This window comes from Rhizobium lentis (genome assembly GCF_017352135.1).
Taxonomy (GTDB): domain Bacteria; phylum Pseudomonadota; class Alphaproteobacteria; order Rhizobiales; family Rhizobiaceae; genus Rhizobium; species Rhizobium lentis.
On record NZ_CP071454.1, the window covers coordinates 1,639,809 to 1,663,402 of the forward strand.

17 protein-coding genes are annotated in these 23,594 nt (G+C 61.3%); 16 read left to right on the forward strand and 1 reads right to left on the reverse strand.

From position 1 onward, the window contains the following. The first annotated feature begins 17 nt into the window (after window positions 1-17). Both galE and J0663_RS07915 read left to right on the forward strand, forming a co-directional pair. Window positions 18-1,001: a UDP-glucose 4-epimerase GalE gene (gene galE / locus J0663_RS07910; protein WP_207243872.1), complete on the forward strand. Its 984-nt coding sequence runs from the start codon at window positions 18-20 to the stop codon at window positions 999-1,001. After that, window positions 979-2,520 carry an alkaline phosphatase family protein gene (locus J0663_RS07915; RefSeq protein WP_207243873.1) on the forward strand — a complete coding sequence of 514 codons (1,542 nt, stop codon included), beginning with the start codon at window positions 979-981 and terminating at the stop codon, window positions 2,518-2,520. Before galE ends, J0663_RS07915 begins: the two co-directional genes overlap by 23 nt. Before the next feature lie 83 nt (window positions 2,521-2,603). On the opposite strand, the gene J0663_RS07920 is transcribed toward J0663_RS07915, so the two are convergent. Further along, window positions 2,604-3,101 carry a DUF1993 domain-containing protein gene (locus J0663_RS07920; protein ID WP_207243874.1) on the reverse strand — a complete coding sequence of 166 codons (498 nt, stop codon included), beginning with the start codon at window positions 3,099-3,101 and terminating at the stop codon, window positions 2,604-2,606. Between the two features lie 368 nt (window positions 3,102-3,469). Between J0663_RS07920 and J0663_RS07925 the strand changes: the two genes are divergently transcribed. The 14 genes from J0663_RS07925 to J0663_RS07990 all read left to right on the forward strand — a co-directional run bounded on the left by J0663_RS07925 (window position 3,470) and on the right by J0663_RS07990 (window position 23,586). Next, a complete protein-coding gene (locus J0663_RS07925; protein WP_207243875.1) occupies window positions 3,470-4,399 on the forward strand; it encodes a sugar ABC transporter substrate-binding protein in 930 nt (309 codons plus the stop codon). Between the two features lie 68 nt (window positions 4,400-4,467). Further along, the gene (locus tag J0663_RS07930) at window positions 4,468-6,009 is read left to right on the forward strand and encodes a sugar ABC transporter ATP-binding protein (RefSeq protein WP_207243876.1); all 1,542 of its coding nucleotides are present in this window, start codon (window positions 4,468-4,470) and stop codon (window positions 6,007-6,009) included. A gap of 34 nt (window positions 6,010-6,043) precedes the next feature. After that, window positions 6,044-7,069 carry an ABC transporter permease gene (locus tag J0663_RS07935; protein ID WP_207243877.1) on the forward strand — a complete coding sequence of 342 codons (1,026 nt, stop codon included), beginning with the start codon at window positions 6,044-6,046 and terminating at the stop codon, window positions 7,067-7,069. A 264-nt stretch (window positions 7,070-7,333) separates the two neighbouring features. After that, the gene (locus tag J0663_RS07940) at window positions 7,334-8,392 is read left to right on the forward strand and encodes a dipeptidase (protein ID WP_207243878.1); all 1,059 of its coding nucleotides are present in this window, start codon (window positions 7,334-7,336) and stop codon (window positions 8,390-8,392) included. A gap of 99 nt (window positions 8,393-8,491) precedes the next feature. Beyond that, window positions 8,492-10,135, forward strand: a complete 1,644-nt coding sequence (locus tag J0663_RS07945) for an ABC transporter substrate-binding protein (RefSeq protein ID WP_207243879.1) — start codon at window positions 8,492-8,494, stop codon at window positions 10,133-10,135. A gap of 19 nt (window positions 10,136-10,154) precedes the next feature. After that, window positions 10,155-11,222 carry an ABC transporter permease gene (locus J0663_RS07950; RefSeq protein ID WP_207243880.1) on the forward strand — a complete coding sequence of 356 codons (1,068 nt, stop codon included), beginning with the start codon at window positions 10,155-10,157 and terminating at the stop codon, window positions 11,220-11,222. Continuing rightward, window positions 11,219-12,154: an ABC transporter permease gene (locus tag J0663_RS07955; RefSeq protein WP_207243881.1), complete on the forward strand. Its 936-nt coding sequence runs from the start codon at window positions 11,219-11,221 to the stop codon at window positions 12,152-12,154. Before J0663_RS07950 ends, J0663_RS07955 begins: the two co-directional genes overlap by 4 nt. Next, window positions 12,151-12,984, forward strand: coding sequence for an ABC transporter ATP-binding protein (locus tag J0663_RS07960; protein WP_207243882.1), 834 nt, complete (start codon window positions 12,151-12,153; stop codon window positions 12,982-12,984). The genes J0663_RS07955 and J0663_RS07960 overlap by 4 nt, the downstream gene beginning before the upstream one ends. Beyond that, window positions 12,981-13,730, forward strand: coding sequence for an ABC transporter ATP-binding protein (locus J0663_RS07965; RefSeq protein ID WP_207243883.1), 750 nt, complete (start codon window positions 12,981-12,983; stop codon window positions 13,728-13,730). The genes J0663_RS07960 and J0663_RS07965 overlap by 4 nt, the downstream gene beginning before the upstream one ends. A 162-nt stretch (window positions 13,731-13,892) precedes the next feature. Continuing rightward, a complete protein-coding gene (locus J0663_RS07970) occupies window positions 13,893-14,078 on the forward strand; it encodes a hypothetical protein (protein ID WP_207243884.1) in 186 nt (61 codons plus the stop codon). Window positions 14,079-14,207: 129 nt separating this feature from the next. Further along, a complete protein-coding gene (locus tag J0663_RS07975; RefSeq protein ID WP_207243885.1) occupies window positions 14,208-14,372 on the forward strand; it encodes a hypothetical protein in 165 nt (54 codons plus the stop codon). 99 nt (window positions 14,373-14,471) lie between these two features. Then, on the forward strand, window positions 14,472-14,636 hold the full coding sequence (locus tag J0663_RS07980) for a hypothetical protein (protein WP_207243886.1): 165 nt from the start codon (window positions 14,472-14,474) through the stop codon (window positions 14,634-14,636). 239 nt (window positions 14,637-14,875) lie between these two features. Further along, the gene (locus J0663_RS07985; protein ID WP_207243887.1) at window positions 14,876-15,025 is read left to right on the forward strand and encodes a hypothetical protein; all 150 of its coding nucleotides are present in this window, start codon (window positions 14,876-14,878) and stop codon (window positions 15,023-15,025) included. A 41-nt stretch (window positions 15,026-15,066) separates the two neighbouring features. Then, window positions 15,067-23,586, forward strand: a complete 8,520-nt coding sequence (locus J0663_RS07990) for a glycoside hydrolase family 94 protein (protein WP_207243888.1) — start codon at window positions 15,067-15,069, stop codon at window positions 23,584-23,586. The last annotated feature ends 8 nt before the right edge of the window (window positions 23,587-23,594 follow it).

Below are 23,594 nucleotides of genomic sequence, written 5' to 3' on the forward strand. Positions count from 1 at the left end.
GATGACAAGGGTGACACATGGCAGGTGAAACGGTTCTCGTGGTCGGCGGCGCCGGTTATATCGGCTCGCATACGTGTCTCGACCTGGCGAACAAGGGTTACAAGCCTGTTGTCTTCGATAATTTTTCAAACGGCCACCGTGAGTTCGTCAAATGGGGGCCGGCCGAGGAAGGCGATATTCGCGACCGCGCCCGTCTCGACGAGGTGCTGGCCAAGCACAAGCCGGCGGCGATCCTGCATTTCGCGGCGCTGATCGAGGTGGGCGAATCGGTCAAGGATCCGGTTTCCTTCTACGAGAACAATGTCATCGGCACCTTGACGCTGCTTTCGGCGGCGCAGGCCGCCGGCATCAACGCCTTCGTCTTCTCCTCCACCTGCGCCACCTATGGCCTGCCGCAGAGCGTGCCGCTCGACGAGACGCATCGGCAGATGCCAATCAATCCTTATGGGCGGACCAAATATATCGTCGAGCAGGCGCTTGCCGATTACGATCAGTACAAGAGCCTGCGCTCGGTGGTGCTGCGCTATTTCAATGCGGCGGGCGCCGATTTCGAAGGCCGGATCGGCGAGTGGCACCAGCCGGAAACGCATGCGATCCCGCTGGCGATCGACGCCGCGCTCGGTCGCCGCCAGGGCTTCAAGGTATTCGGCAGCGACTACGAGACGCGCGACGGCACCTGCGTGCGTGATTACATCCATGTGCTCGATCTTGCCGATGCGCATGTGCGCGCCGTCGAATATCTGCTGAAGGGCGGCGATTCCGTCGCGCTCAACCTCGGCACCGGCACGGGCACCACCGTCAAGGAATTGCTCGGGGCAATCGAGGATGTGTCGAACCGGCCCTTCCCCGTCGAATATATCGGCCGGCGCGAAGGTGACTCGCATACGCTGGTCGCCAACAACGACAAGGCCCGCGACGTGCTCGGCTGGGTGCCGCAATATGATCTGTCTCAGATCATTCGCTCGGCCTGGGACTGGCATGCAAAATCAAACCAGCATTGAGACGGCGCACCGGCCCAATATCCTGCTGATCACCGCCGACCAGTGGCGCGGCGATTGCCTCTCGGCCGCCGGTCATCCCTGCGTGAAAACGCCTCAAATCGATGCGCTGGCCCGTGAAGGCACGCTCTTCCGCCGACATTATGCCGGGGCCGCCCCCTGCTCGCCGGCGCGGGCGACGCTCTATACCGGCCTCTACCAGATGAATCACCGCGTCTGCCGCAACGGGTCGCCCCTTGATGCCCGCTTCGACAATCTGGCGCTGGCGGCGCGGCGGGCCGGATTCGACCCGACGCTGTTCGGCTACACCGACACGGCGCCCGATCCGCGCGGCATGGATGCCAATGATCCCCACCTGACGACCTATGAAGGCGTGCTGCCGGGTTTTACCGCTCGCCAGCTGCTTCCCGAGCATGAGCGACAATGGCTCTCATGGCTGAGGTCACGCGGCCATGCGCATGCCGTCAACCGCGACATCCATATTCCCGTCGGTGCGCAAGCAGGCGAAATTTCTGCTGCGGCGCCGGCCTATTCGCGTGACGAGACGCAGACCGCCTTCCTGGCCGGCGAGTTCATTCGCTGGCTGGGCGAACAGCACGGACCGTGGTTTGCGCATGTCTCTTTCCTGCGTCCGCACCCCCCGTTTTCCGTTCCGGAGCCGTTCAACCGGATGTACAAGCCGGACGACGGGCCGGCCTTTGCGCGGGCGGCAAATCATGAAGCGGAACAGGCTACGCATCCCTATCTCGCCTTTGCCATGCCGCACTCCGACAGGGGCAGCTTCATTCACGGGGCGGAAGGGTCGCTCAGCGCCTGGAGCAGCGCGGATTTTGCGGCGATCCGGGCGATTTATTACGGGATGATTTCAGAGGTCGACACGCAGCTCGGCCGGATCTGGCAGGCACTGAAGGATACGGGCGCCTGGGACGATACATTCATCGTCTTCACCTCCGACCACGCCGAGATGGCGGGCGATCACTGGACGCTCGGCAAGGGCGGCTTCTTCGACGGCAGCTACCACATTCCGCTGATAATCCGCGACCCCGCAAACGGTCCTGCGGGCGGGGTGGTCGACGATTTTACCAGTGCTGCCGATATCTTCCCGACGCTGTGCCAAAGGCTCGGCATCGAAGCGAAGAATGGGCTTGATGGCCGCTCTCTCATGCCGTTCGTCAAGCGTGAGAGCGCAGAGTGGCGGGACGCGGCGTTTTGGGAATTCGACTTCCGCGATATTGTGCAGGGTGAGGCGGAGCGGCATTTCGGTCTGCGGTCCAACGAATGCAATCTCGCCGTGATCCGCGACGCGCGGTTCAAGTATGTGCATTTTACCGCGCTGCCGTCACTGCTCTTTAATCTCCGCGACGATCCCATGGAACTCAACAACGTCGCGGCTGATCCGGCCTATGCGGCGATCCGACTCGAATATGCCGAGAAGTTGCTTTCGCTGAGGGCACGACATCTGGACCAGACGCTCGCCTATACCGAGCTGACGGAAAAAGGGCCGGTAACGCGCCGGCCCTAATAGGCATTTTCGTCTTTGAATGGCGGTCAATCCGAACTAGGTTCAGCCGGGCCGAATCAAAGTTCAGCCGAGCCGAACGAGGTTCAGCCGAGATAATCGCGCTTGCCGATCGGTACGCCCTGGTTGCGCAGAATCGCGTGAGCCGTCGCGACGTGGAAGTAGAAGTTCGGCAGGGCGAAAGTGGCGATATATTCGTCACCGGCCAGCACAATGCCACTCTTGCCCGGCAGAGTGATCTGGCGGCTTTCGGTACCTTCGAGTGCATCGGCCGTGAAGCCGGCGAGATAGGCGTCGGTCTTTGCCAGGCGCTCGCGCAGCTCGTCGATCGTCGTTTCGTTATCCTCGAACTTCGGAGCGTCGGTCGCCGTCAGGCGGGCGAGCGCGAACTTGGCGCTGTCGCTGGCCCGCTGATACTGGCCTGCGAGCGGCAGCATGTCCGGCGCAAGGCGGGCGGAGACGAGTATGGCGGGATCGAAATTCTTTTCCTTCGCATAGGCTTCAGCCTTGTCGAGATAGGTCTTCAGGCTGGCAATGCCCCGCTGGAACATGGGAACGGTGAGGCGATAGATCGAAATGGACATCAGTCCTGTCTCCAGAAATCTTCAAATGAGCGGTCGCGGCGGCTGTCGAAGGGCCTGCGGCGGTGAGCCTGTCTTCGACCTTCCCATAGATGGATGCTGCGCCCGTCTTGCACAATGCCGGGGAATGCGCATGCCGTCCGCAATTCCACGCCTCGCGCTCCTCATTATCCCGTCGCAGCGCAAAGAGAGACTTGACGCCGTTCGCAGAAAATGGAATGAATATTCCGCATAACAAATTTTACGGTTTGTTTGTTCCGTTTTCGGAACGTCGCGGGAGAGGCGGCGCAGCAGACTGCGGCTTCAGGGCGGATGCCTGGAGCTCCGGCGTGAGGAGGGTGCAGCCGGGCACCGTTTGTGGAGGAAGTAAAATGAAAAAGTTTATCCTGGGCACTGCGATGGCGCTCGTCATGTCGACGGCCGCTCACGCGGAGACGGTCGGCGTGTCGATGGCCAAGTTCGACGACAACTTCCTGACCGTACTTCGCAACGGCATGACCGATTATGCCAAGACGCTGGATGGCGTCACCCTGCAGGTCGAAGACGCGCAGAACGACGTCTCCAAGCAGCAGAGCCAGATTCAGAATTTCATCGCCTCCAAGGTCGATGCAATCATCGTCAACCCTGTCGATACCGACGCTACGACGGCGATGTCGAAGCTTGCGGCCGATGCCGGCATTCCCCTGGTTTACGTCAACCGCGAGCCGGTCAATGTCGACACGCTTCCGGACAAGCAGGCCTTCGTCGCTTCCAATGAGCAGGAATCGGGCACGTTGGAAACCAAGGAAATCTGCCGCATTCTCGGTGGCAAGGGCAAAGCCGTCGTCATCATGGGCGAGCTTTCCAACCAGGCTGCGCGCATGCGCACCCAGGACATCCATGACGTCGTCAAGACCGACGAGTGCAAGGGCATCGAGATCGTCGAAGAGCAGACGGCCAACTGGGATCGTACCCAGGGCGCCGACCTTATGACCAACTGGCTCTCCAGCGGCATCGAGTTCGATGCGGTGATCTCCAACAACGACGAAATGGCAATCGGCGCCATCCAGGCGCTGAAGGCCGCCGGCAAGGATCTGAGCAAGATCGTCATCGGCGGTGTCGACGCCACTCAGGACGCGCTAGCCGCCATGCAGGCGGGTGACCTCGACGTCACCGTGTTCCAGGACGCCGCCGGCCAGGGCAAGGGCGCTCTTGATACGGCGCTCAAGCTTGCCAAGGGCGAAAAGGTCGAAAAGAAGGTCTATATCCCCTTCCAGCTCGTCACGCCGGAAAACGTCAAGGACTTCGTCGCCAAGAACTGAGGCGAGTGCCAAGCAGATGCGGGCTTTGCCCGCATCCTTTCAGCCTGTCCGTATCCGGAGGAGATGATATGGCCGTCAGCCCGACAACCATGGCCGCCGTGCGTGCAAGCGGCGCAGTTCCGAATGCGGAGTTTCTGTTGAGCGCCGAGGGCGTGCGCAAGGAATTTCCCGGTGTCGTCGCACTCGACGACGTGCAGTTCCGGCTGAAGCGCGCCTCCGTGCATGCGCTGATGGGCGAAAACGGCGCCGGCAAATCGACACTGATGAAGATCCTCGCCGGCATCTACACGCCCGATAAAGGCGATATTCGCCTGAAGGGGGTCGAGATCCGGTTGAAATCGCCGCTCGACGCACTGGAGAACGGCATCGCCATGATCCATCAGGAACTCAACCTGATGCCGTTCATGACCGTTGCTGAAAATATCTGGATCCGCCGCGAACCGAAAAACCGTTTCGGTTTCATTGATCACGGCGTAATGCGTCGCATGACCGAGGAGCTGTTTGCCCGGCTTAATATTGACATCGATCCCGATGTCGAGGTGCGGCACTTGTCGGTCGCCAACCGGCAGATGGTCGAGATCGCCAAGGCGGTTTCCTATAATTCCGATGTTCTCATCATGGACGAGCCGACTTCGGCGCTGACAGAGCGCGAGGTCGAGCATCTTTTCCTAATCATCCGCGACCTCCGGGCTCAGGGCATCGGCATCGTCTACATCACCCATAAGATGAACGAGCTGTTCGAGATCGCCGATGAGTTCTCGGTCTTTCGTGATGGCCGATATATTGGCACGCACGCCTCAACCGAGGTCACCCGCGACGACATCATTCGCATGATGGTTGGGCGCGAGATCACCCAGATGTTTCCGAAAGAAGATGTGCCGATCGGCGACGTCGTGCTCTCCGTCAAGGATCTCTGCCTCAATGGTGTCTTCCGCAACGTTTCCTTCGAGGTCAGGGCCGGCGAGATCCTGGGTGTGGCCGGCCTCGTCGGCTCCGGACGGTCGAATGTCGCCGAAACGCTGTTCGGCGTGACGCCGGCCAGCTCCGGCACGATCGAACTGTTCGGCAAGCCGGTGACGATTTCCTCGCCGACCGAGGCCATCCGTCACCAGATGGCATTCCTCACCGAGGACCGCAAAGACACCGGCTGCCTGTTGATTCTGGATATTCTCGAGAACATGCAGATCGCCGTCCTGCAGGACAAATATGTCAAGGGCGGTTTCGTGCAGCAGGGAGCGCTCGAGGCGACTTGCGAAGACATGGCAAAAAGGCTGCGCGTAAAAACCCCCAATCTTTACGAGCGGGTGGAAAACCTTTCGGGTGGCAATCAGCAAAAGGTGCTGATCGGACGCTGGCTGCTCACCCATCCGAAGATCCTGATCCTCGACGAACCTACGCGCGGCATCGATGTCGGCGCCAAGGCGGAAATTCATCGGCTGGTCACGGAAATGGCGCGAAACGGCGTGGCAGTTATCATGATCTCATCCGAAATGCCCGAGGTTCTCGGCATGAGCGACCGCATCATGGTCATGCATGAGGGCCTGGTGACCGGTTTCCTCAATCGCGATGAAGCAACGCAGATCAAGGTGATGGAGTTGGCTGCGCAGTGAGGCGCAGCTTGCGATCGCCGAAGGGAGGTTTGATATGAGTACCAAGGCAGCAGAGGGCGCGGCTCCGCTCGCAACTCGGCAAAAGCGGCGGCGCTTACCGACTGAGCTCAGCATTTTCCTCGTGCTCGTCGGCATTGCGCTGATCTACGAAGTGCTTGGCTGGCTTCTCATCGGTCAGAGCTTTCTTCTGAATTCGCAGCGCCTGACAATCATGATCCTGCAGGTCTCCGTCATCGGCATTATTGCGGTCGGCGTCACGCAGGTCATTATAACCGGCGGCATCGATCTTTCGTCGGGCTCGGTCGTCGGCATGACGGCGATGATCGCCACAAGTTTCGCCCAGTCCTCCACCTGGGGGCGGGCCGTCTTTCCGTCGCTGACCGACCTGCCGGCTGTCGTGCCCATCATGATCGGCCTGTTGATCGGGGCGGCCGCCGGCCTGGCAAACGGCGCGCTCATCGCCTACACGAAAATCCCGCCGTTTATTGCAACACTCGGCATGTTCGTCTCCGCCAGAGGTGTTGCCAAGTGGTATACGAAAGGCCAGCCGGTTTCCGGGATCACCGAACAGTTTCATTTCATTGGAACGAAGGCTTGGCCGGTTGTCGTCTTCCTCGTCGTCGCGCTGATCTTCCATATCGCGTTGCGCTACACCCGCTATGGAAAGTTCACCTACGCCATCGGCGCCAACCCGCAGGCGGCGCGTGTTTCCGGCATCAATATCGAGGCGCATCTCGTCAAGGTCTATGTCATCGCCGGATTGCTTGCGGGCCTCGCCGGCATCGTCACGGCGGCACGCGCCGAAACCGCACAGGCAAGCATGGGCGTCGGATATGAGCTGGACGCGATCGCCGCGACCGTCATCGGCGGCACCTCCCTCACCGGCGGCGTCGGCCGCATCACCGGCACCGTCATCGGCACCATCATCCTCGGCGTCATGACCTCCGGCTTCACCTTCCTCAGGATCGACGCCTATTACCAGGAGATCGTCAAAGGCTTCATCATCGTCGCGGCTGTCGTCATCGACGTCTACAGACAGAAGAAGCGCCGAAAACACTGAGTTCCGGCGCACGATGCGAAATCTTGGCGGGGGCTTCGGCCCCCGTTTCGATTCCAGCGACGCTCCTGGTGCCGATGACGAATTTCTGAAAAAAGAGGTGGCGAATTCCGTCAGCTTTTCTATTCTGCCGCTTCATTCGCCCTCTACGGCGCCGCACATCTGATAAGATGCGCAAGGAGCCATAGCACTTCGCATGCTGGATAATTTATCCTTAGATCGATTCCGATTTAAGGACTTATCCAGTAGGGCAGCGCAGGAAGACAGATGCAATTCGTATTTGATGGTCATAACGACGTTCTCCTTCGACTTTGGACACATGCAAAAGACGGCAACGATCCGATCGCGGAATTCGCCGACGGCACGACGGTCGGCCACATCGATGCGCGCCGGGCAAAAGAGGGCGGTCTTTCGGGCGGCCTCTGCGCCATCTACATTCCCTCGGGTGATCTCGTCTTCGCCGATCCGGATGCCGACGGCCGCTATATCACCCCGATGGCGGCCCCGCTTGATCCGCTGCCGTCTCTTGCCATCGCGACTGAAATGGCGGCGATCGCGCTGCGGCTCGACCAGGCCGGCGCCTGGCGGCTCTGTCGGACGGTAAGGGACATCCGCGGCGCCATGGCGGACAATATCTTTGCCGCCGTCCTGCATATGGAAGGCTGCGAGGCGATCGGTGCCGACCTCTCGGCGCTCGAGGTGTTCTATGCAGCGGGGCTGCGATCGCTCGGTCCGGTCTGGAGCCGGCACAACGTCTTCGGCTACGGCGTGCCCTTCGCCTTTCCGATGAAGCCTGATACAGCACCCGGCCTTACCGAGGCCGGTTTCGAGCTGGTGAGGCAATGCAACCGCCTCGGCATTCTGATCGACCTGGCCCATATAACCGAAAAAGGATTCTGGGATGTGGCGAAGACGACGGACCAGCCTTTGGTCGCCAGCCATTCCAATGCGCATGCGCTGACGCCGGTCGCACGCAACCTGACCGACAGGCAGCTCGACGCCATCCGCGAAAGCCGGGGGCTCGTCGGCATCAATTATGCAACCGCCATGCTGCGCGCCGACGGCCGCTCGGACAGCGATACGCCGCTTTCCGATGTCATCCGTCACATCGATTATCTCGTCGACCGTATCGGGATCGACTGTGTGGCGCTCGGATCGGACTTCGACGGCGCCACCATTCCCGAGGAAATCGGCGATGCGGCGGGCAATCAGAAGCTGATTGCCGCTCTCCGGGAGGTTGGATATGGTGAAGCCGACCTGACGAAACTTGCTCGTGAAAATTGGCTTCGCATACTGGCACAGGCTTGGCGGGAGGACCGCGCCTAAAGCGTTGCGCGCCTCTGGACGCGTTAAAAACGAACAATAGTTTACTGGGGCATGACCAATAAAACGCTTCGTAATCAATCAAGAACAGGGGAACAGACCATGATGATGACCAAGCTCAGCCGCAATGTTCGAATGCTTTCCGCAGGAGCCGCTCTTTCGCTCCTGATGATGGCCGCACCATCTGCCTTTGCCGAGACGCCGAAGGACACGCTGGTCGAAGGATTTGCCATCGACGATATTATCACGATGGACCCCGGCGAGGCTTTCGAGCTTTCGACGGCGGAGATTACCAGCAACAGCTACAGCTTGCTTGTCCGCCTCGATCTCGCCGATACGTCCAAGGTCAAGGGAGATCTTGCCGAGAGCTGGACCGTCTCGGATGACGGCCTCACCTATACGTTCAAGCTGAAACCGGGCCTGAAATTCGCCTCCGGCAATCCGATTACCGCCGAAGATGTCGCCTGGTCGTTCGAGCGCGCCGTCAAGCTCGACAAGAGCCCGGCCTTCATCCTCACCCAGTTCGGCCTGACCGGCGATAATGTCGCCGAAAAGGCCAAGGCGACCGACGCCAACACCTTTGTCTTCACCGTCGACAAGGCCTATGCGCCGAGCTTCGTGCTCAACTGCCTGACGGCAACCGTCGCTTCGGTGGTCGATAAGAAGCTCGTCCTGGAACATGTGAAGGCGGTAACGCCGGATGCCGAGCACAAATACGACAATGATTTCGGCAACGAATGGCTGAAGACCGGCTATGCCGGTTCCGGCGCCTTCAAGCTGCGCGAATGGCGGGCCAACGAAGTCGTCGTGCTCGAGCGCAACGACAATTATTACGGCGACAAGGCCAAGCTCAATCGCGTGATCTACCGCTACATGAAGGAAAGTTCGGCCCAGCGCCTGGCGCTTGAAGCCGGCGATATCGACATCGCCCGCAATCTGGAGCCGGGCGATATCGACGCGGTTTCCAAAGATGCCGATCTGGCGACGACGAGCGCGCCGAAGGGCACGATCTATTACGTCAGCCTCAACAACAAGAATGAGAACCTGAAGAAGCCCGAGGTCCAGGAGGCCTTCAAGTATCTGGTCGACTACGATGCGATTGGCGCGACCCTGATCAAGGGCATCGGCGAAATCCACCAGACCTTCCTGCCGAAGGGTCAGCTCGGTGCGCTCGACGAAAATCCCTACAAGCTCGACGTTGCCAAGGCCAAGGAATTGCTTGCCAAGGCCGGCGTCCCGGATGGCTTCTCGGTGACAATGGACGTGCGCAACACACAACCGGTGACCGGTATCGCTGAATCCATGCAGCAGACGCTGGCGCAGGCCGGCGTGAAGCTGGAGATCATCCCCGGCGACGGCAAACAGACGTTGACCAAATATCGCGCCCGCACCCACGACATGTATATCGGCCAGTGGGGCTCGGACTATTTCGATCCGAATTCCAATGCCGACACCTTCACAAGCAATCCCGACAATTCGGACGCGGGCACGGTGAAGACGCTTGCATGGCGCAACACCTGGGAGGCGCCGGAGCTCGACAAGGTCGTCAAGGCCGCCCTGCTCGAGCGCGACGGTGAGAAGCGTGCCGCCATGTACGAGGAGGTCCAGAAAAAATTCCTGGCCAACAGCCCCTTCATCATCATCTTCCAGCAGACCGAGGTGGCCGGCTATCGCAAGAATCTGACAGACTTCAAGCTGGGTCCGAGTTTCGACACCAATTTCGTCGGCCCGATCGGCAAGGAATAATCCGGCTGGATTGAGTGGCTTGAGCACCGTCGGAACAACACGGGAGGCGCGGCCCCGAAAGGGCCGTGCCGCCACCTTCGCAAAGGCGACAGGGCGCTTCCTGTTCGCCGCCGTCACCACCTATCTCGGCCTTCTGGCCGTCACCTTCTTCATCGGCCGCGTCGTGCCGATCGATCCTGTGCTCGCCATCCTCGGCGATCGCGCCCCCACCCATGTCGTCGAGCGGGTACGACAGGAAATGGGCTTCAACCTGCCGCTCTATCAGCAGTTCTACATCTATATCAAAGGCATCCTGGCCGGAGATTTCGGCAATTCGGTGCTGACGACCAATCCCGTCATGGTCGATATCCGCCGCGTCATGCCGGCGACGATCGAGCTCGCGACGCTCGGGACGCTCATCGGCGCCTGTGTCGGCGTGCCGCTCGGCGTCCTCGCCGCCGTGCGCCGCGGCAGTATCGCCGACCAGGTCGTGCGGGTCATCGGCCTCATCGGCTATTCGGTGCCGATCTTCTGGTTGGCGCTGATCGCGCTCGTCATCTTCTATGCGCAGCTGCGCTGGGTGGCCTTTCCCGGCCGCATCGACATCGTTTTCGAATACACGTTCACGCCGATCACCGGCTTCTATCTCCTCGACAGCGCCTGGCAGGGGCAATGGGATGTCTTCTCTGATGTCTTCCGCCACATCATCCTGCCAGCATCGCTGCTCGGCTATTTCTCACTCGCCTATATCAGCCGCATGACCCGAAGCTTCATGCTGAACGAGCTTTCGCAGGAATATATCGTCGCCGCGCGCGCCAAAGGACTTTCGGAAACGCGGGTGATCTGGGGCCATGCGCTGCGCAATGCCGCCGTGCCGCTGGTCACCGTCATCGCGCTTTCCTATGCCGGCCTGCTCGAAGGATCGGTGCTGACCGAGACTGTCTTTTCCTGGCCGGGCATCGGGCTCTACATCACCAATTCGCTGCAGAACGCCGACATGAACGCTGTACTCGGCGGCACCATCGTCATCGGGACGATCTTCATCGGCATCAACCTTCTGTCTGATCTTCTCTATCGGACGCTCGATCCGAGGACACGAAATCGATGACGGCCCCTGCCAGCCCATCTCCTGCGATGAGCCGCCGCGAATGGCTGCTTTCCGACCGGCCGCAATCGCGCATGCAGGCCCGCCTCGGCCGCGCCTACGTCACCTGGCGGCAGTTCACGGCAAACAGGCTCGCCGTCGTCGGACTCATGATCATCGTCGCGCTGCTCCTGGTCGCGGCTTTCGCCGATCTCATCGCCACGCACAACCCGGTCGTCGGCGATCTCCGCAATGCCCGTTTGCTTCCGCCGGGAACGGCCGGCTATCTTCTCGGTACGGACGACCAAGGCCGCGATATTTACTCGCGATTGATCTACGGATCCCGATTGACGCTGTTCGTCGTCGTGCTTGTCGCCGTCATCTCCGCGCCGATCGGCCTGATCGTCGGCACCGTCTCCGGTTATGCCGGCGGCTGGGTGGATGCGACGCTGATGCGCATCACCGATATCTTCCTCGCCTTTCCGAAGCTGGTGCTGGCACTTGCCTTCGTCGCCGCACTTGGCCCCGGCATTCAGAACGCGATCATCGCCATCGCCATCACCTCTTGGCCGCCCTATGCCCGCATCGCGCGCGCCGAGACGCTGACGGTCCGGCGTTCCGACTATATCTCGGCCGTGCGGTTGATGGGCGCATCGCCTTTGCGCATCATCGTGCGCCATGTCATGCCGCTCTGCATTTCCTCGCTGATCGTCCGCGTGACGCTCGATATGGCCGGCATCATCCTGACGGCGGCCGGTCTCGGCTTCCTCGGCCTCGGCGCGCAGCCGCCGCTGCCGGAATGGGGGGCGATGATCGCCTCGGGGCGGCGCTTCATTCTCGACCAATGGTGGGTGGCGGCGATGCCTGGCATCGCCATTCTCATCGTCAGCCTCGGCTTCAATCTCCTCGGCGACGGCCTGCGTGACGCGCTCGATCCGAAGGAGAGCGGCCAATGACGACACTTCTGACGGTGGACAATCTCAAGGTCAGCTACCCCACGCGCACCGAGGTGATCGAGGCCGTGCGCGGCGTCTCCTTCACGCTCGGAAAGGAAAGGCTCGGCATTGTCGGCGAATCCGGTTCCGGCAAGTCGCAGACCGGCCGGGCGATCATGGGGCTGACGCCGAAACACGGCATCGTCACGGCCGACAGGCTTGATTTCAATGGCATCGACCTCATCAGGGCTTCCGCCGGTGAAAGGCGCAGGCTGCGTGGCAAGCGCATCGCCATGATCCTGCAGGACCCGAAATATTCACTCGATCCGGTTATGACGATCGGCCGGCAGATCTGCGAAACGCTGCGCACGCATGAGAAGCTCGGCAAGGCGGAGGCGCGCGAACGGGCGCTCGCCATGCTGGAAGCGGTGCAGATCCGCGACCCGAAAAGGGTCTTCGACCTGCATCCGCACGAGGTCTCGGGCGGCATGGGACAGCGCGCGATGATTGCCATGATGCTGATTGCCGGACCTGAACTGCTGATTGCCGACGAACCCACCTCGGCGCTCGACGTGACCGTCCAGCTCGACGTGCTGAGGATTATGGACCAGCTGGTCTCCGAGCGGGGTATGGGGCTGATCTTCGTTTCCCATGATCTGAGGCTGGTCTCTTCCTTCTGCGACCGAGTGATCGTCATGTATGCCGGCAAGATCGTCGAAGAGCTCGCCGCCGCCGACCTCAAACATGCGCAGCACCCCTATACCAGGGGACTGCTGAACTGCATGCCCGAGATCGGTGTAAACCGCCATCCCCTGCCGGTGCTGGACCGCAGGCCGGAGTGGGCGGCATGAGCGCAGCCCTTCACATCGACAATCTCAGTGTCGTCTATGACGATTTTCATGCGCTGAAGGATGTCGGCATCCGCGTCGAAGGCGGCGAATCCTTCGGTCTCGTCGGCGAATCCGGGTCGGGAAAATCGACCTTGCTGCGCGCCGTGGCCGGACTTGCGCCGATCAGCGGCGGGACGATCCATATCGACGGCGAAGAGCTGAAAGGTTCGAAGCGCAGCAAGGCCTTCTATCGGCGCGTGCAAATGGTCTTTCAGGATCCTTATGGCTCGCTGCATCCGCGCCAGACGATCGACCGGCTGCTGCTCGAACCACTTGCGATCCACGCCCTTGCTGACAGCGATAGGCGCATTGCCCGGGCGCTCGACGAGGTCGGCCTCGGCAATGGTTTCCGTTTCCGCTATCCGCATCAGCTTTCCGGCGGCCAGCGGCAGCGTGTGGCGATCGCCCGGGCGCTGATCGTAGAACCCGCGATCCTGCTGCTCGACGAGCCGACATCGGCGCTCGACGCCTCCGTGCAGGCGGAGGTGCTCAACCTGCTCGAACAGATCCGACGCGACCGCAAACTGACCTTCGTGATGGTGAGCCATGACCTCGGCGTCATCACCCACATGTGCGAAAAGCTCGCCGTGATGCGCAATGGCGCCGTCGTCGAGCGATTGAGCTCGCAAGAGCTGGCAGAGGGCGCGGTCCAGGAGAACTACACGAAAAATTTGATGATCGCGAGCAAGGGTTTCGTCAAAGCCTGAAAGGCAATCATTTCAAGCCATTGAAAAGAAAGGCCCGGCCGGTGTGTTAAGGATAATGTCTCCTTAAAACACGACCAATCGACTAGACTATTGACAGTTGCCCCGGTTCTGTCATGATCCCGTTAACGATTGTTAGCTTTCGTGATCGATGGAGGATGCGGCATGTTCTTTCTCGGCGGGATGACCATGGGTTACCTCGATCCTCCGGTTAAAGCCGAGCGCAGCGAACAGGTGTCCGTATCCATTCCCGCTGAAAGGGACCGTCGGCTGATCGAGACCTCCAACCCGCCATCGAACGAGAATGCCATTGAGCGCTCGTTGATCTGGGCATGGCGCACGCTCTGCTAAAAAGAGATTGGTTGGATTTTCTCTTCCGTCCCCTCTGGACGGAAATTTATCTCTACCTAACTGATAGAGAAAATAAGAAAAGAAGCCCGAGCCGCACAACCGGCCGCATGAGAACAACGGAGGCGACATATGGCAGATCTGGGTATTTCGCATACTCACGTGAACCACTACGGTTCCGTAGCAAGCAAGAAGCCGCTCACCGCGCGCCACAGACTTCAAACGCTGCTCCATGGAGCGCTCTTCACGGCAGCATTCCTGTTTGTCGTAGCCATGGTTTGCGGCGTCGTCGGTTAATTCGGCGATCATGATCGGCAGATGCTCGCCTTCCCAAAGCAGGAACGCCTCATCTGTCTCCGCGCCCTCCTGACATCATCCTGTCGAGGATGATGGGTGATGGAACTGATCGGCGATCCACGCCACCATTCTTCTCTTTCTTTTCACGCCTTCAAAGCGCGTCCGCATCGAAGTTTGTTCATGCGGCGTGCTTCGGCTTTGCCGCTTCCCGGAGCTGTCGCCGGAGACCAGGCCCAGATGCCGATATTTCCATTCCGCGGCTGAGGCTAGATGTTTGATCCCAGACTTTTGGGCATCTCTAGCCAGGATCAAAGGCGATCGGCTCGGACGTACCAAGAGGTATGCCCTTCGCCAATCGCCTTTGCCCTGACGAAAACCTGCCCCGGCAGAATGCTTAAAGCTAACCCGGCCCTAGATCGAGGAGACCGCGGTTTCCGCCTCTTGACTTGAATTATTCCGATAGTGTCCAAGTTTCGACATGGCTTTCGCGGAGAGGATATCGGATGATCTCCACCACCCGCCTAGCCACCCTGAACCAGGGCTTAATCCGTTTGCGTTACGACGCCCGGGCTGCGTTCATCCCGGCTTCTTCGATCTTCGAAGAATCGGGCTCCGTTCATGTAGCAGTCATGATAAGCAGTGCAAAAGGCTGACCAAAACAGCCATAACTTTGTTTGGATCCAGAACCGAACCCATGTCTATTGCCAATCTTTCCCCGAGCCTTTCCCGCGAGCCCGAGATGAAGCAGATCGATCACAACGATTCGATCCGCTCGACCTACCTTTCCATCGAGGACATCAAGGCGATGGGCGATGCGGTCGCCCGCAACGGCGTCGACAAGCTGCCGGCTTTCGCCACCTTCGACTTCTTCGCGCGCCATAAGGAAAACGAGAAGGAAATCCTGCGCGTCTACCGGACGACGGCGACCGACGTAGAGGCCGGCGAGACAATTACGCCGGCGGCCGAATGGCTGCTGGACAATCACTATATCGTCGAAGAGGCGATCCAGGAGGTGCGGCGCGACTTCCCTCGGCGCTTCTATCGGGAATTGCCGACTATGGTTGTCGATGGCGTCAAGATCCCGCGCACGCTGGTGCTTGCCTGGCTCTATGTCGCCCATACGCACAGCACGATCTCGCAGGAAAGTCTGACGGCGCTGGTCGACGGCTTCCAGGCCAGCGAGACGCTGAGGATCGGCGAACTCTGGGCCTTGCCGTCGCTCGTGCGCTACGTGCTCGTGGAAAACCTCCGCCGCATTTCCAGCCGTGTCGAAGCCAGTCGCCGCCTGCGCCGCCGCGCCAACGAAGCGGCCGACGAACTGATCCGCCTGACCGATCCGGCCAAGGCCGCCGCCTATCTGAAGACGCTGGAACCGCTTGCCGAAGACAACACCTTCTCGACGCAGTTCCTCTATCGCCTGCGTGACGGCTCGCAGACGTCAAGCCTGGCGATCACCTGGCTCGACGAGCGGCTGGAAGAACTGGGTCGCAACACCGAAGAGGCGACGACGGCCGAACACAGCCGTCTCTCTTCCGGCAACGTGACGATGGGCAACATCATCCGCAGCCTTCGCGAGATCGACGACACCGAATGGTCGGTCTGGGTCGAGCAGGTCAGCCATGTCGACAAGCTGCTCTGGGAGCATTCGGATTACGGCATCCTCGATTCCGGCTCGCGCAACAAATATCGCAAGCAGATCGAGAAGCTGGCCAAGCGCTCGCCGCTGACCGAAATGGAGATTGCCCAGCTGGCGCTCGACATGACCGAGGCCGCCAAGGCCTCTGACGAGCCGCAGCCGCATGAGCCGAATGTCGGCGGCTTCCTCTCCGGCGCACAGCGCCCGAAGCTCGAGGCACGGGCGAATTACCGCCCGACGATCACCCAGAATTTCGTGCGCGCCGTGCGCCGGTTCAACTGGCTGGCGATCGCCGTGCCTGTTGTGCTGCTGACGATCATCGCCATGGCCACCGTCGGCAGGTTCATGGCGAATGCCGGCATGGGTCCGGTCGAAATCGCCGTCCTGCTGATCATGTTCTCGCTGCCGGCCTCGGAAGGCGCGACCGGTCTCTTCAACACCTTGCTTTCCTTCTTCGTCACGCCGGCCCGCCTCGTCGGTTACGAATTCAAGGAAGGCATTCCGGAGGACGCACGCACGCTGCTCGTCGTGCCCTGCCTGATTTCGAACCGCGACAGCGTCGACGACCACGTCCGCAACCTCGAAGTCCATTACCTCGCCAACCCGCGGGGCGAGATCTATTTTGCCCTGCTCAGCGACTGGCCGGACAGCGACGTCGAGGAAACGCCTGCCGATCTCGAGGTTCTCGATTATGCGCGCCGGGAGATCGCCAATCTTTCGGCCCGCTATGCCTATGATGGCAAGACACGCTTCTACCTCCTGCATCGCCGCCGCCTCTACAATCCCTCGGAAGGCGTGTGGATGGGCTGGGAGCGCAAGCGCGGCAAGCTGCACGAGCTGAACATGCTTCTGCGCGGCGACCGGGATACGACCTACCTGCCGGGCGCCAATGCAGTGCCGGCCAACGTGCAATATGTCATGACGCTCGATGCCGATACGCGGCTGATGCGCGACGCCGTCACCAAACTCGTCGGCAAGCTTTATCATCCGATCAACCGCCCGGTCATCAATCCGAAAACCGGCCGTGTCGAAAGCGGCTATGGCGTGCTGCAGCCGCGCGTCACCCCGTCGTTGACGACGGGTAAGGACGCCTCGGTCTTCCAGCGCGTGTTCTCGATCAACCGCGGCCTCGACCCTTATGTCTTCACCGTTTCCGACGTCTATCAGGATCTGGCCGGCGAAGGCACTTTCACCGGCAAGGGTCTGTATCACGTCGATGCCTTCGAAGCGTCGCTGAAGGGCCGGATCGAGGAAAATTCGGTCCTGAGCCACGACCTTCTCGAAGGCTCGATGGCGCGCTGCGCGCTCGTCACCGATCTCGAACTGGTCGAGGATTTCCCGATCCGCTATGAGGTGGAAACATCGCGCCAGCATCGTTGGGCGCGCGGCGACTGGCAGCTCCTGCCCTACATGTTCAATCCGAAATACGGCGTCACGGCACTCGGCCGCTGGAAGATGTTCGACAATCTGCGCCGTTCGCTGACGCCGATCGCCTGGTTCTTCGCCTCAGTGCTCGGCTGGTATTTCATGGGTCCGCTCGGCGCGCTCGTCTGGCAGATTCTGCTGATCTTCTGCCTCTTCGTGGCACCGACCCTGTCGCTCATCAACGGCATCATCCCACGCACAAGCGATATCGTGGCCCGCGCCCATCTCTATACGGTCTGGTCGGATATTACGGCTGCCAATGCGCAGGTCGCGTTGCGGATCGTCTTCATTGCAGATTCGGCGGCGATGATGGCGGACGCGATCGGCCGTTCGCTTTACCGCCTGTTCGTCAGCCGCAAGCTGATGCTGCAGTGGCGAACCGCCGCCAGCGTTCAGGCCGGCGGACAAGGCACCCTCGCCTCTTATTACAAGCAGATGTGGCATGCGCCGGTGCTGGCGCTGCTGGCGCTTGGTTTTGCAGCCCTTCCCGGCGACAGCGCCTTCCTCGTCGGCATCCCCTTCGCACTCCTGTGGATCCTCTCGCCTGTCGTCGCCTGGTATGTCAGCCAGTCGGCCGAGACCGAGGACCGGCTTGAGGTCGCCGATTCCGTGTCGAGCGAGCTGCGCAAGATCGCCCGGCGCACCTGGCGCTATTTCGAGACCTTCACAACGGCCGAGCAGAATTATCTGCCGCCGGACAATATCCAGGAAACCCCGCATGTCATCGTCGCGGCTCGCACCTCGCCGACCAATATCGGCGTCTACCTGCTCTCGGTCGTTTCCGGCCGGCATTTCGGCTGGTTCTCCTTCGAGGAAACGATCGAACGGCTGGAGCAGACCATTGCGACGATCGACAAGATGGAGAAATTCCGCGGCCATCTGTTCAACTGGTATCACACCGATACGCTCCAGACGCTCGGCCCTCGATACGTCTCGTCCGTCGACAGCGGCAATCTCGCCGGTCATCTGATCGCCATTTCGTCGGCCTGCCGCAACTGGGCCGAGGCACCCTCTGCCCACATGCAGGGCAATCTCGACGGCGTCGGCGACACGGCCGGCATTCTCGGCGAAGTGCTGGCGGACCTGCCCGACGACCGCAAGACCGTGCGCCCGTTGCGCCGGCGCCTGGAAGAACGCATCGTCGGCTTCCAGAATGCGCTTGCCGCGGTCAAACGCGAGCACGAATTCGCCTCGATCCGCATCATCAACCTCGCCGTCCTCGCGCGCGACATCGAGAAGCTCGCCGCCAATCTCGACCATGAGGTCAAGTCGAAGCAGAGCGAAGAGGTCACCCAGTGGGCGGCGTCGCTGGTGAAGGTCTGCGAGGCACATATATCAGACAGCACGTTCGATCTTTCCAAGGTCGATGCGCTCAGGCCGCGCCTGGTGGCGTTGCGCGACAAGGCCCGGGATCTTGCCTTCTCGATGGATTTCGGCTTCCTGTTCCGGCCGGAACGGCGCCTGCTGTCGATCGGCTACCGCGTCGAAAGCGGCGAGCTCGACCAGGCCTGCTACGATCTCCTGGCCTCCGAATGCCGCCTGACCAGCCTCTTCGGCATCGCCAAGGGCGATCTGCCGACTGAGCACTGGTATCGCCTCGGCCGCCAGGTCGTGCCTGTGGGGTCACGTGGCGCGCTGGTTTCCTGGTCTGGCTCAATGTTCGAATATCTGATGCCGCCGCTCGTCATGCAGGAGCGCGGCGGAGGCATTCTCAACCAGACGAACAATCTGGTCGTCGTCGAACAGATGAACTATGCCCGCAAGCTCGGTATTCCGTGGGGCATTTCGGAAGCGGCGTTCAATGCCCGCGATCATAACCTCAACTATCAGTACACGAATTTCGGCGTGCCGACGCTCGGTCTCAAGCGTGGCCTCGGCCACAACGCCGTCATCGCGCCCTATGCTTCGCTGCTTGCCAGCCAGTACGACCCGCCGGGCGCGCTCGAAAACCTGCAGAGGCTGCGCAAGGTCGGCGCGCTCGGCAAGTTCGGCTTCCACGACGCCGTCGATTTCACGCCGACGCGCGTGCCGGAAGGCAAGAAATGCGCAGTGGTCTACAATTATTATGCCCACCATCACGGCATGTCGATCGCGGCCGTCGCCAACGTCGCCTTCAACGGCCACCTTCGCGAACTCTTCCACTCCGACCCGGTCATCGAGGCGGCGGAACTTCTGCTGCAGGAAAAGGCGCCGCGCGACATTCCCGTCATGAGCGGCAAACATGAATCCGATACGCCGGCCAGCATCCAGGACGATCTGATGCGGCCGGAAATCCGGAAGATCAGCGATCCGGCGTCGCGCGACCGCGAACTCGTGTTCCTGTCGAACGGCCATTACTCGCTGATGCTGACGGCGACAGGCGCCGGCTATTCCCGCTGGAACGGGCTTTCGGTTTCCCGCTGGAAGGCCGATCCGACCGAAGACCGCTGGGGCACTTTCATCTTCCTGCGCGATACCGCCACCAACGAATGGTGGTCGGCGACAGCAGAACCGAAGCGCGTCGAGGGCGAGAAGGTCAAGGTCGAGTTCGCCGACGAGAAGGCGCAGTTCACCAAGACGGTCGGTGATCTCACGAGCGAAGTGGAATGCATCATCGCCACCGAGCATGATGCCGAGGCCCGTCGCGTGACCCTCCTCAACATGGGCACGGAAGACCGTTTCATCGAGGTCACCTCCTATCTTGAGCCAGTCCTCACCTCCGATGATGCTGATGCTGCACATCCCGCCTTCGCCCGCATGTTCGTCAAGACCGAGATCGGCAAACGCGGTGATGTGATCCGCGCCGAACGCAACAAGCGCGATCCGAACGAGCCGAACATCAGCATCGCACATCTGATCGTCGACAATGCCGGGGACACCCGCCATACCGAATTCGAAACCGACAGACGCAAGTTCATCGGCCGCGGGCGCACCCTTACCGACGCGGCGGCTTTCGATCCGGGCGCGACACTTTCCGGCAGCGATGGCTTTATGCTCGATCCGGTGATGTCGCTGCGGCGCACCGTGCGCGTGCCGGCAGGCAAGAAAGTCAGCGTGTTCTTCTGGACGATCGCCGCGCCAAGCCGCGACGAAGGTGACAAGGCAGTCAATCGCTATCGTCATCCCGACGCCTTCAACCATGAGCTCGTCCTGGCATGGACACGCACGCAGGTGCAGATGCGCCACGTCGGCGTCACCTCGCAGCAGGCGGCGGCCTTCCAGCATCTCGGACGCTACCTCGTCTATCCCGATATGCAGTTGCGCAAGGATGAGGCCACCGTCGAGGCCGGCCTGCAGTCGCAATCGGCGCTTTGGCCGCTGGCGATCTCCGGCGACTTCCCGATCTTCACGCTGCGCGTCACCGACGATATGGATCTCGACATCGCCCGCGAGGCGCTGCTGGCGCAGGAATATCTGCGCTCGCGTGGCGTCACCGCCGATCTCGTCATCATGAACGAACGCGCTTCGTCCTATGCGCAGGACATGCAGCACGCGCTCGACGCCATGTGCGAGAACGTGCGCCGCATCGGCCAGGCCGACGGGTTGCGCCAGCATATCTTCGCGGTCCGAAAGGACCTGATGGAGGAGGAGACCTATCGCGCGCTGATCGCGGCTTCCCGCGTAACCCTGCATGCAAAGAACGGAAAGGTGGTCGACCAGATCAACCGCGCCGTCGCCCTGTTTGCGCCTTCGAAGGAAGAACTGCAGGAGATGGAGCGCGCCGAGCGCAACAAGGCGCCGGTCAAGCGCATCGCGCCGGTGCCGCCGCCTGTCGTGCCGGCAGTTGTCATCGAGGAGGAAGGCGACCTCGACTTCTGGAACGGCATTGGCGGCTTTGCCGGCGACGGCCGCGAATATGTCGTTCGCCTGCCCGGGGGTCACGCGACGCCGCAGCCCTGGATCAACGTCATCTCCAATGACAAGTTCGGCTTCCACGTGTCGGCCGAAGGCGCAGGTTTCACCTGGAGCGTCAATTCGCGCGATTACCAGCTGACCTCCTGGTCGAACGATGCGGTGGTCAACCGGTCCGGGGAGGCTTTCTATCTCGCCGATCTCGAAAGCGGTGCCGTCATGACGCCGTTCGCGGCGCTTTCGCGCCGGCCTGATATTCGTTTCGAAGCCCGCCACGGCCTCGGCTACTCCGTCTTCTCCACCGTTCAGCACGAGATCGCGCTCGAGCTGGCGCAGACCATCGACCGCGAGAGGCCGGTGAAGCTGCAGCGCCTGCGTCTGCGCAACACCGGTTCGACCGGCCGCAAGCTGCGTCTCTATGGTTATGTCGAATGGGTCCTCGGCAGCAATCCCGCACGAACGGCCCCCTTCATCCTGTCGAGGCATGACGAAAAGACGGGAGCGCTGTTTGCCACCAATCCCTACAGCATCGATTTTTCCAACCGAACCGCCTTCTTCGCGGCAAGCGAGACGCTTTCGAGCTTCTCGGCAAGCCGGCGCGAATTCATCGGCAAGGCAGGGACGATCCAGAGGCCGCAGGCCGTCACCGCCGCCGCGGCCCTTTCGGGGGCCACCGAACTCGACGGTGATCCGGCTGCGGCTCTCGCAATCGATATCGAACTCGGGGCCGGCGAGGAGCGCGATTTCACCTTCTACCTCGGCGATACGCCAACGGAGGAAGAAGCGCGTGCCGTCATCGCCGATATCCGCAGGGTTTCGTTCGACGATGCCGTCGAGGCGAACCGCGCCTTCTGGCGCGATTTCACCGGCCGGCTGCAAATCTCGACGCCGGATCGCGGGATGAACAATCTCGTCAACACCTGGCTGCCCTATCAGAGCCTCGGCTGCCGCATCATGGCCCGCACTGCATTTTATCAGGCAAGCGGTGCCTTCGGCTTCCGCGACCAGCTGCAGGACACCCTGGCCTTCCTGCTGCATGAACCCTCGATCGCCCGCCGGCAGATCTTGAACGCCGCCTCGCGTCAATTCCGCGAAGGCGACGTCCAACATTGGTGGCTGCCGGGGACGGGGGCCGGTGTTCGCACGATGATCTCGGACGACGTCGTCTGGCTGAGTTATGCAATCCATCACTATTGCAGCGTCACCGGCGACAAGAGCGTGCTCGACGAGGAGCTTGCCTTCCTGGAAGGCCCCGCTCTTCTCGAAGGTCAGCACGATTCTTTCTACAAGCCGGAGATTTCGGAGGACAAAGCCAGCGTCTACGAACATGCGGCGCTGGCGCTCGATCTGGCCATCGCCCGCAAGGGCGCGAACGGCCTGCCGCTGTTTCTCGGCGGCGACTGGAACGACGGCATGAACCGCGTCGGTATCGGCGGACGCGGCACAAGCGTCTGGCTCGGCTGGTTCCTGGCCGGTGCATTGCGCTCCTTCATCCCCTATGCCGAAGAGCGCGGCGACACGGCTCGTGCGAAGCGTTGGTCGGCGCATCTTGCCGAGCTGAAGAAAGCGCTCGAAACCGCCGCCTGGGACGGCGGCTATTATCGTCGCGGCACATTCGACGACGGCGCGCTGCTCGGCTCCAAGGAGAGCCCGGAATGCCGGATCGATTCAATCGCACAATCCTGGAGCGTTCTGTCCGGCGAGGGCGACCCAGCCCGTGCCGCAAAGGCGATGGATGCCGTGCTCGACCAGCTGGTCGACGAGCAGGCGAGAATTATCCGGCTTTTCACGCCGCCTTTCGTCAATTCCGCCAGGGATCCCGGTTATATCAAGGCTTATCCGCCGGGCGTGCGCGAAAACGGCGGGCAATATACCCATGCCGCGACCTGGGTGGTGATGGCGCTGGCGGAACTGAAGCGGGGCGACGACGCGATGCGCTGCTTCCAGATCCTCAATCCGATCACCCATGCGCGCGATAAGGCCTCGGCCGAACAGTACCGGGTCGAGCCTTACGTCGTGGCAGCCGACGTCTATGGGCATGAGCCCTATACGTCGCGCGGCGGCTGGACCTGGTATACCGGATCGGCTGGCTGGCTCTACCGGGCTGCCGTCGAAGGCATTCTCGGTATCCGGTTGAAGGACGGCCGGCTTTGCGTGCGTCCGTCGCTCCCGTCGGAATGGGACGGTTTTGCGGCAGAGGTGGAACAGGGCGGCGCCAAATACCGCATTTCGGTCTCAAAAGCGTCCAATGCCAGCGGCTACACTCTGTCGATCAACGGCAGCGAAGTCGCCGATCCCGACGAGGGATATCCGCTCGGATAAAGCGTTTC

What these genes read in the sequence shown, in the direction of transcription:
- galE (WP_207243872.1), top strand. Translation starts at nt 18, where the DNA reads ATGGCAGGTGAAACGGTTCTCGTGGTCGGCGGCGCCGGTTATATCGGC.
- J0663_RS07915 (WP_207243873.1), top strand. Translation starts at nt 979, where the DNA reads ATGCAAAATCAAACCAGCATTGAGACGGCGCACCGGCCCAATATCCTG.
- J0663_RS07920 (WP_207243874.1), bottom strand. Translation starts at nt 3,101, where the DNA reads ATGTCCATTTCGATCTATCGCCTCACCGTTCCCATGTTCCAGCGGGGC.
- J0663_RS07925 (WP_207243875.1), top strand. Translation starts at nt 3,470, where the DNA reads ATGAAAAAGTTTATCCTGGGCACTGCGATGGCGCTCGTCATGTCGACG.
- J0663_RS07930 (WP_207243876.1), top strand. Translation starts at nt 4,468, where the DNA reads ATGGCCGTCAGCCCGACAACCATGGCCGCCGTGCGTGCAAGCGGCGCA.
- J0663_RS07935 (WP_207243877.1), top strand. Translation starts at nt 6,044, where the DNA reads ATGAGTACCAAGGCAGCAGAGGGCGCGGCTCCGCTCGCAACTCGGCAA.
- J0663_RS07940 (WP_207243878.1), top strand. Translation starts at nt 7,334, where the DNA reads ATGCAATTCGTATTTGATGGTCATAACGACGTTCTCCTTCGACTTTGG.
- J0663_RS07945 (WP_207243879.1), top strand. Translation starts at nt 8,492, where the DNA reads ATGATGATGACCAAGCTCAGCCGCAATGTTCGAATGCTTTCCGCAGGA.
- J0663_RS07955 (WP_207243881.1), top strand. Translation starts at nt 11,219, where the DNA reads ATGACGGCCCCTGCCAGCCCATCTCCTGCGATGAGCCGCCGCGAATGG.
- J0663_RS07960 (WP_207243882.1), top strand. Translation starts at nt 12,151, where the DNA reads ATGACGACACTTCTGACGGTGGACAATCTCAAGGTCAGCTACCCCACG.
- J0663_RS07965 (WP_207243883.1), top strand. Translation starts at nt 12,981, where the DNA reads ATGAGCGCAGCCCTTCACATCGACAATCTCAGTGTCGTCTATGACGAT.
- J0663_RS07970 (WP_207243884.1), top strand. Translation starts at nt 13,893, where the DNA reads ATGTTCTTTCTCGGCGGGATGACCATGGGTTACCTCGATCCTCCGGTT.
- J0663_RS07975 (WP_207243885.1), top strand. Translation starts at nt 14,208, where the DNA reads ATGGCAGATCTGGGTATTTCGCATACTCACGTGAACCACTACGGTTCC.
- J0663_RS07980 (WP_207243886.1), top strand. Translation starts at nt 14,472, where the DNA reads ATGGAACTGATCGGCGATCCACGCCACCATTCTTCTCTTTCTTTTCAC.
- J0663_RS07985 (WP_207243887.1), top strand. Translation starts at nt 14,876, where the DNA reads ATGATCTCCACCACCCGCCTAGCCACCCTGAACCAGGGCTTAATCCGT.
- J0663_RS07990 (WP_207243888.1), top strand. Translation starts at nt 15,067, where the DNA reads ATGTCTATTGCCAATCTTTCCCCGAGCCTTTCCCGCGAGCCCGAGATG.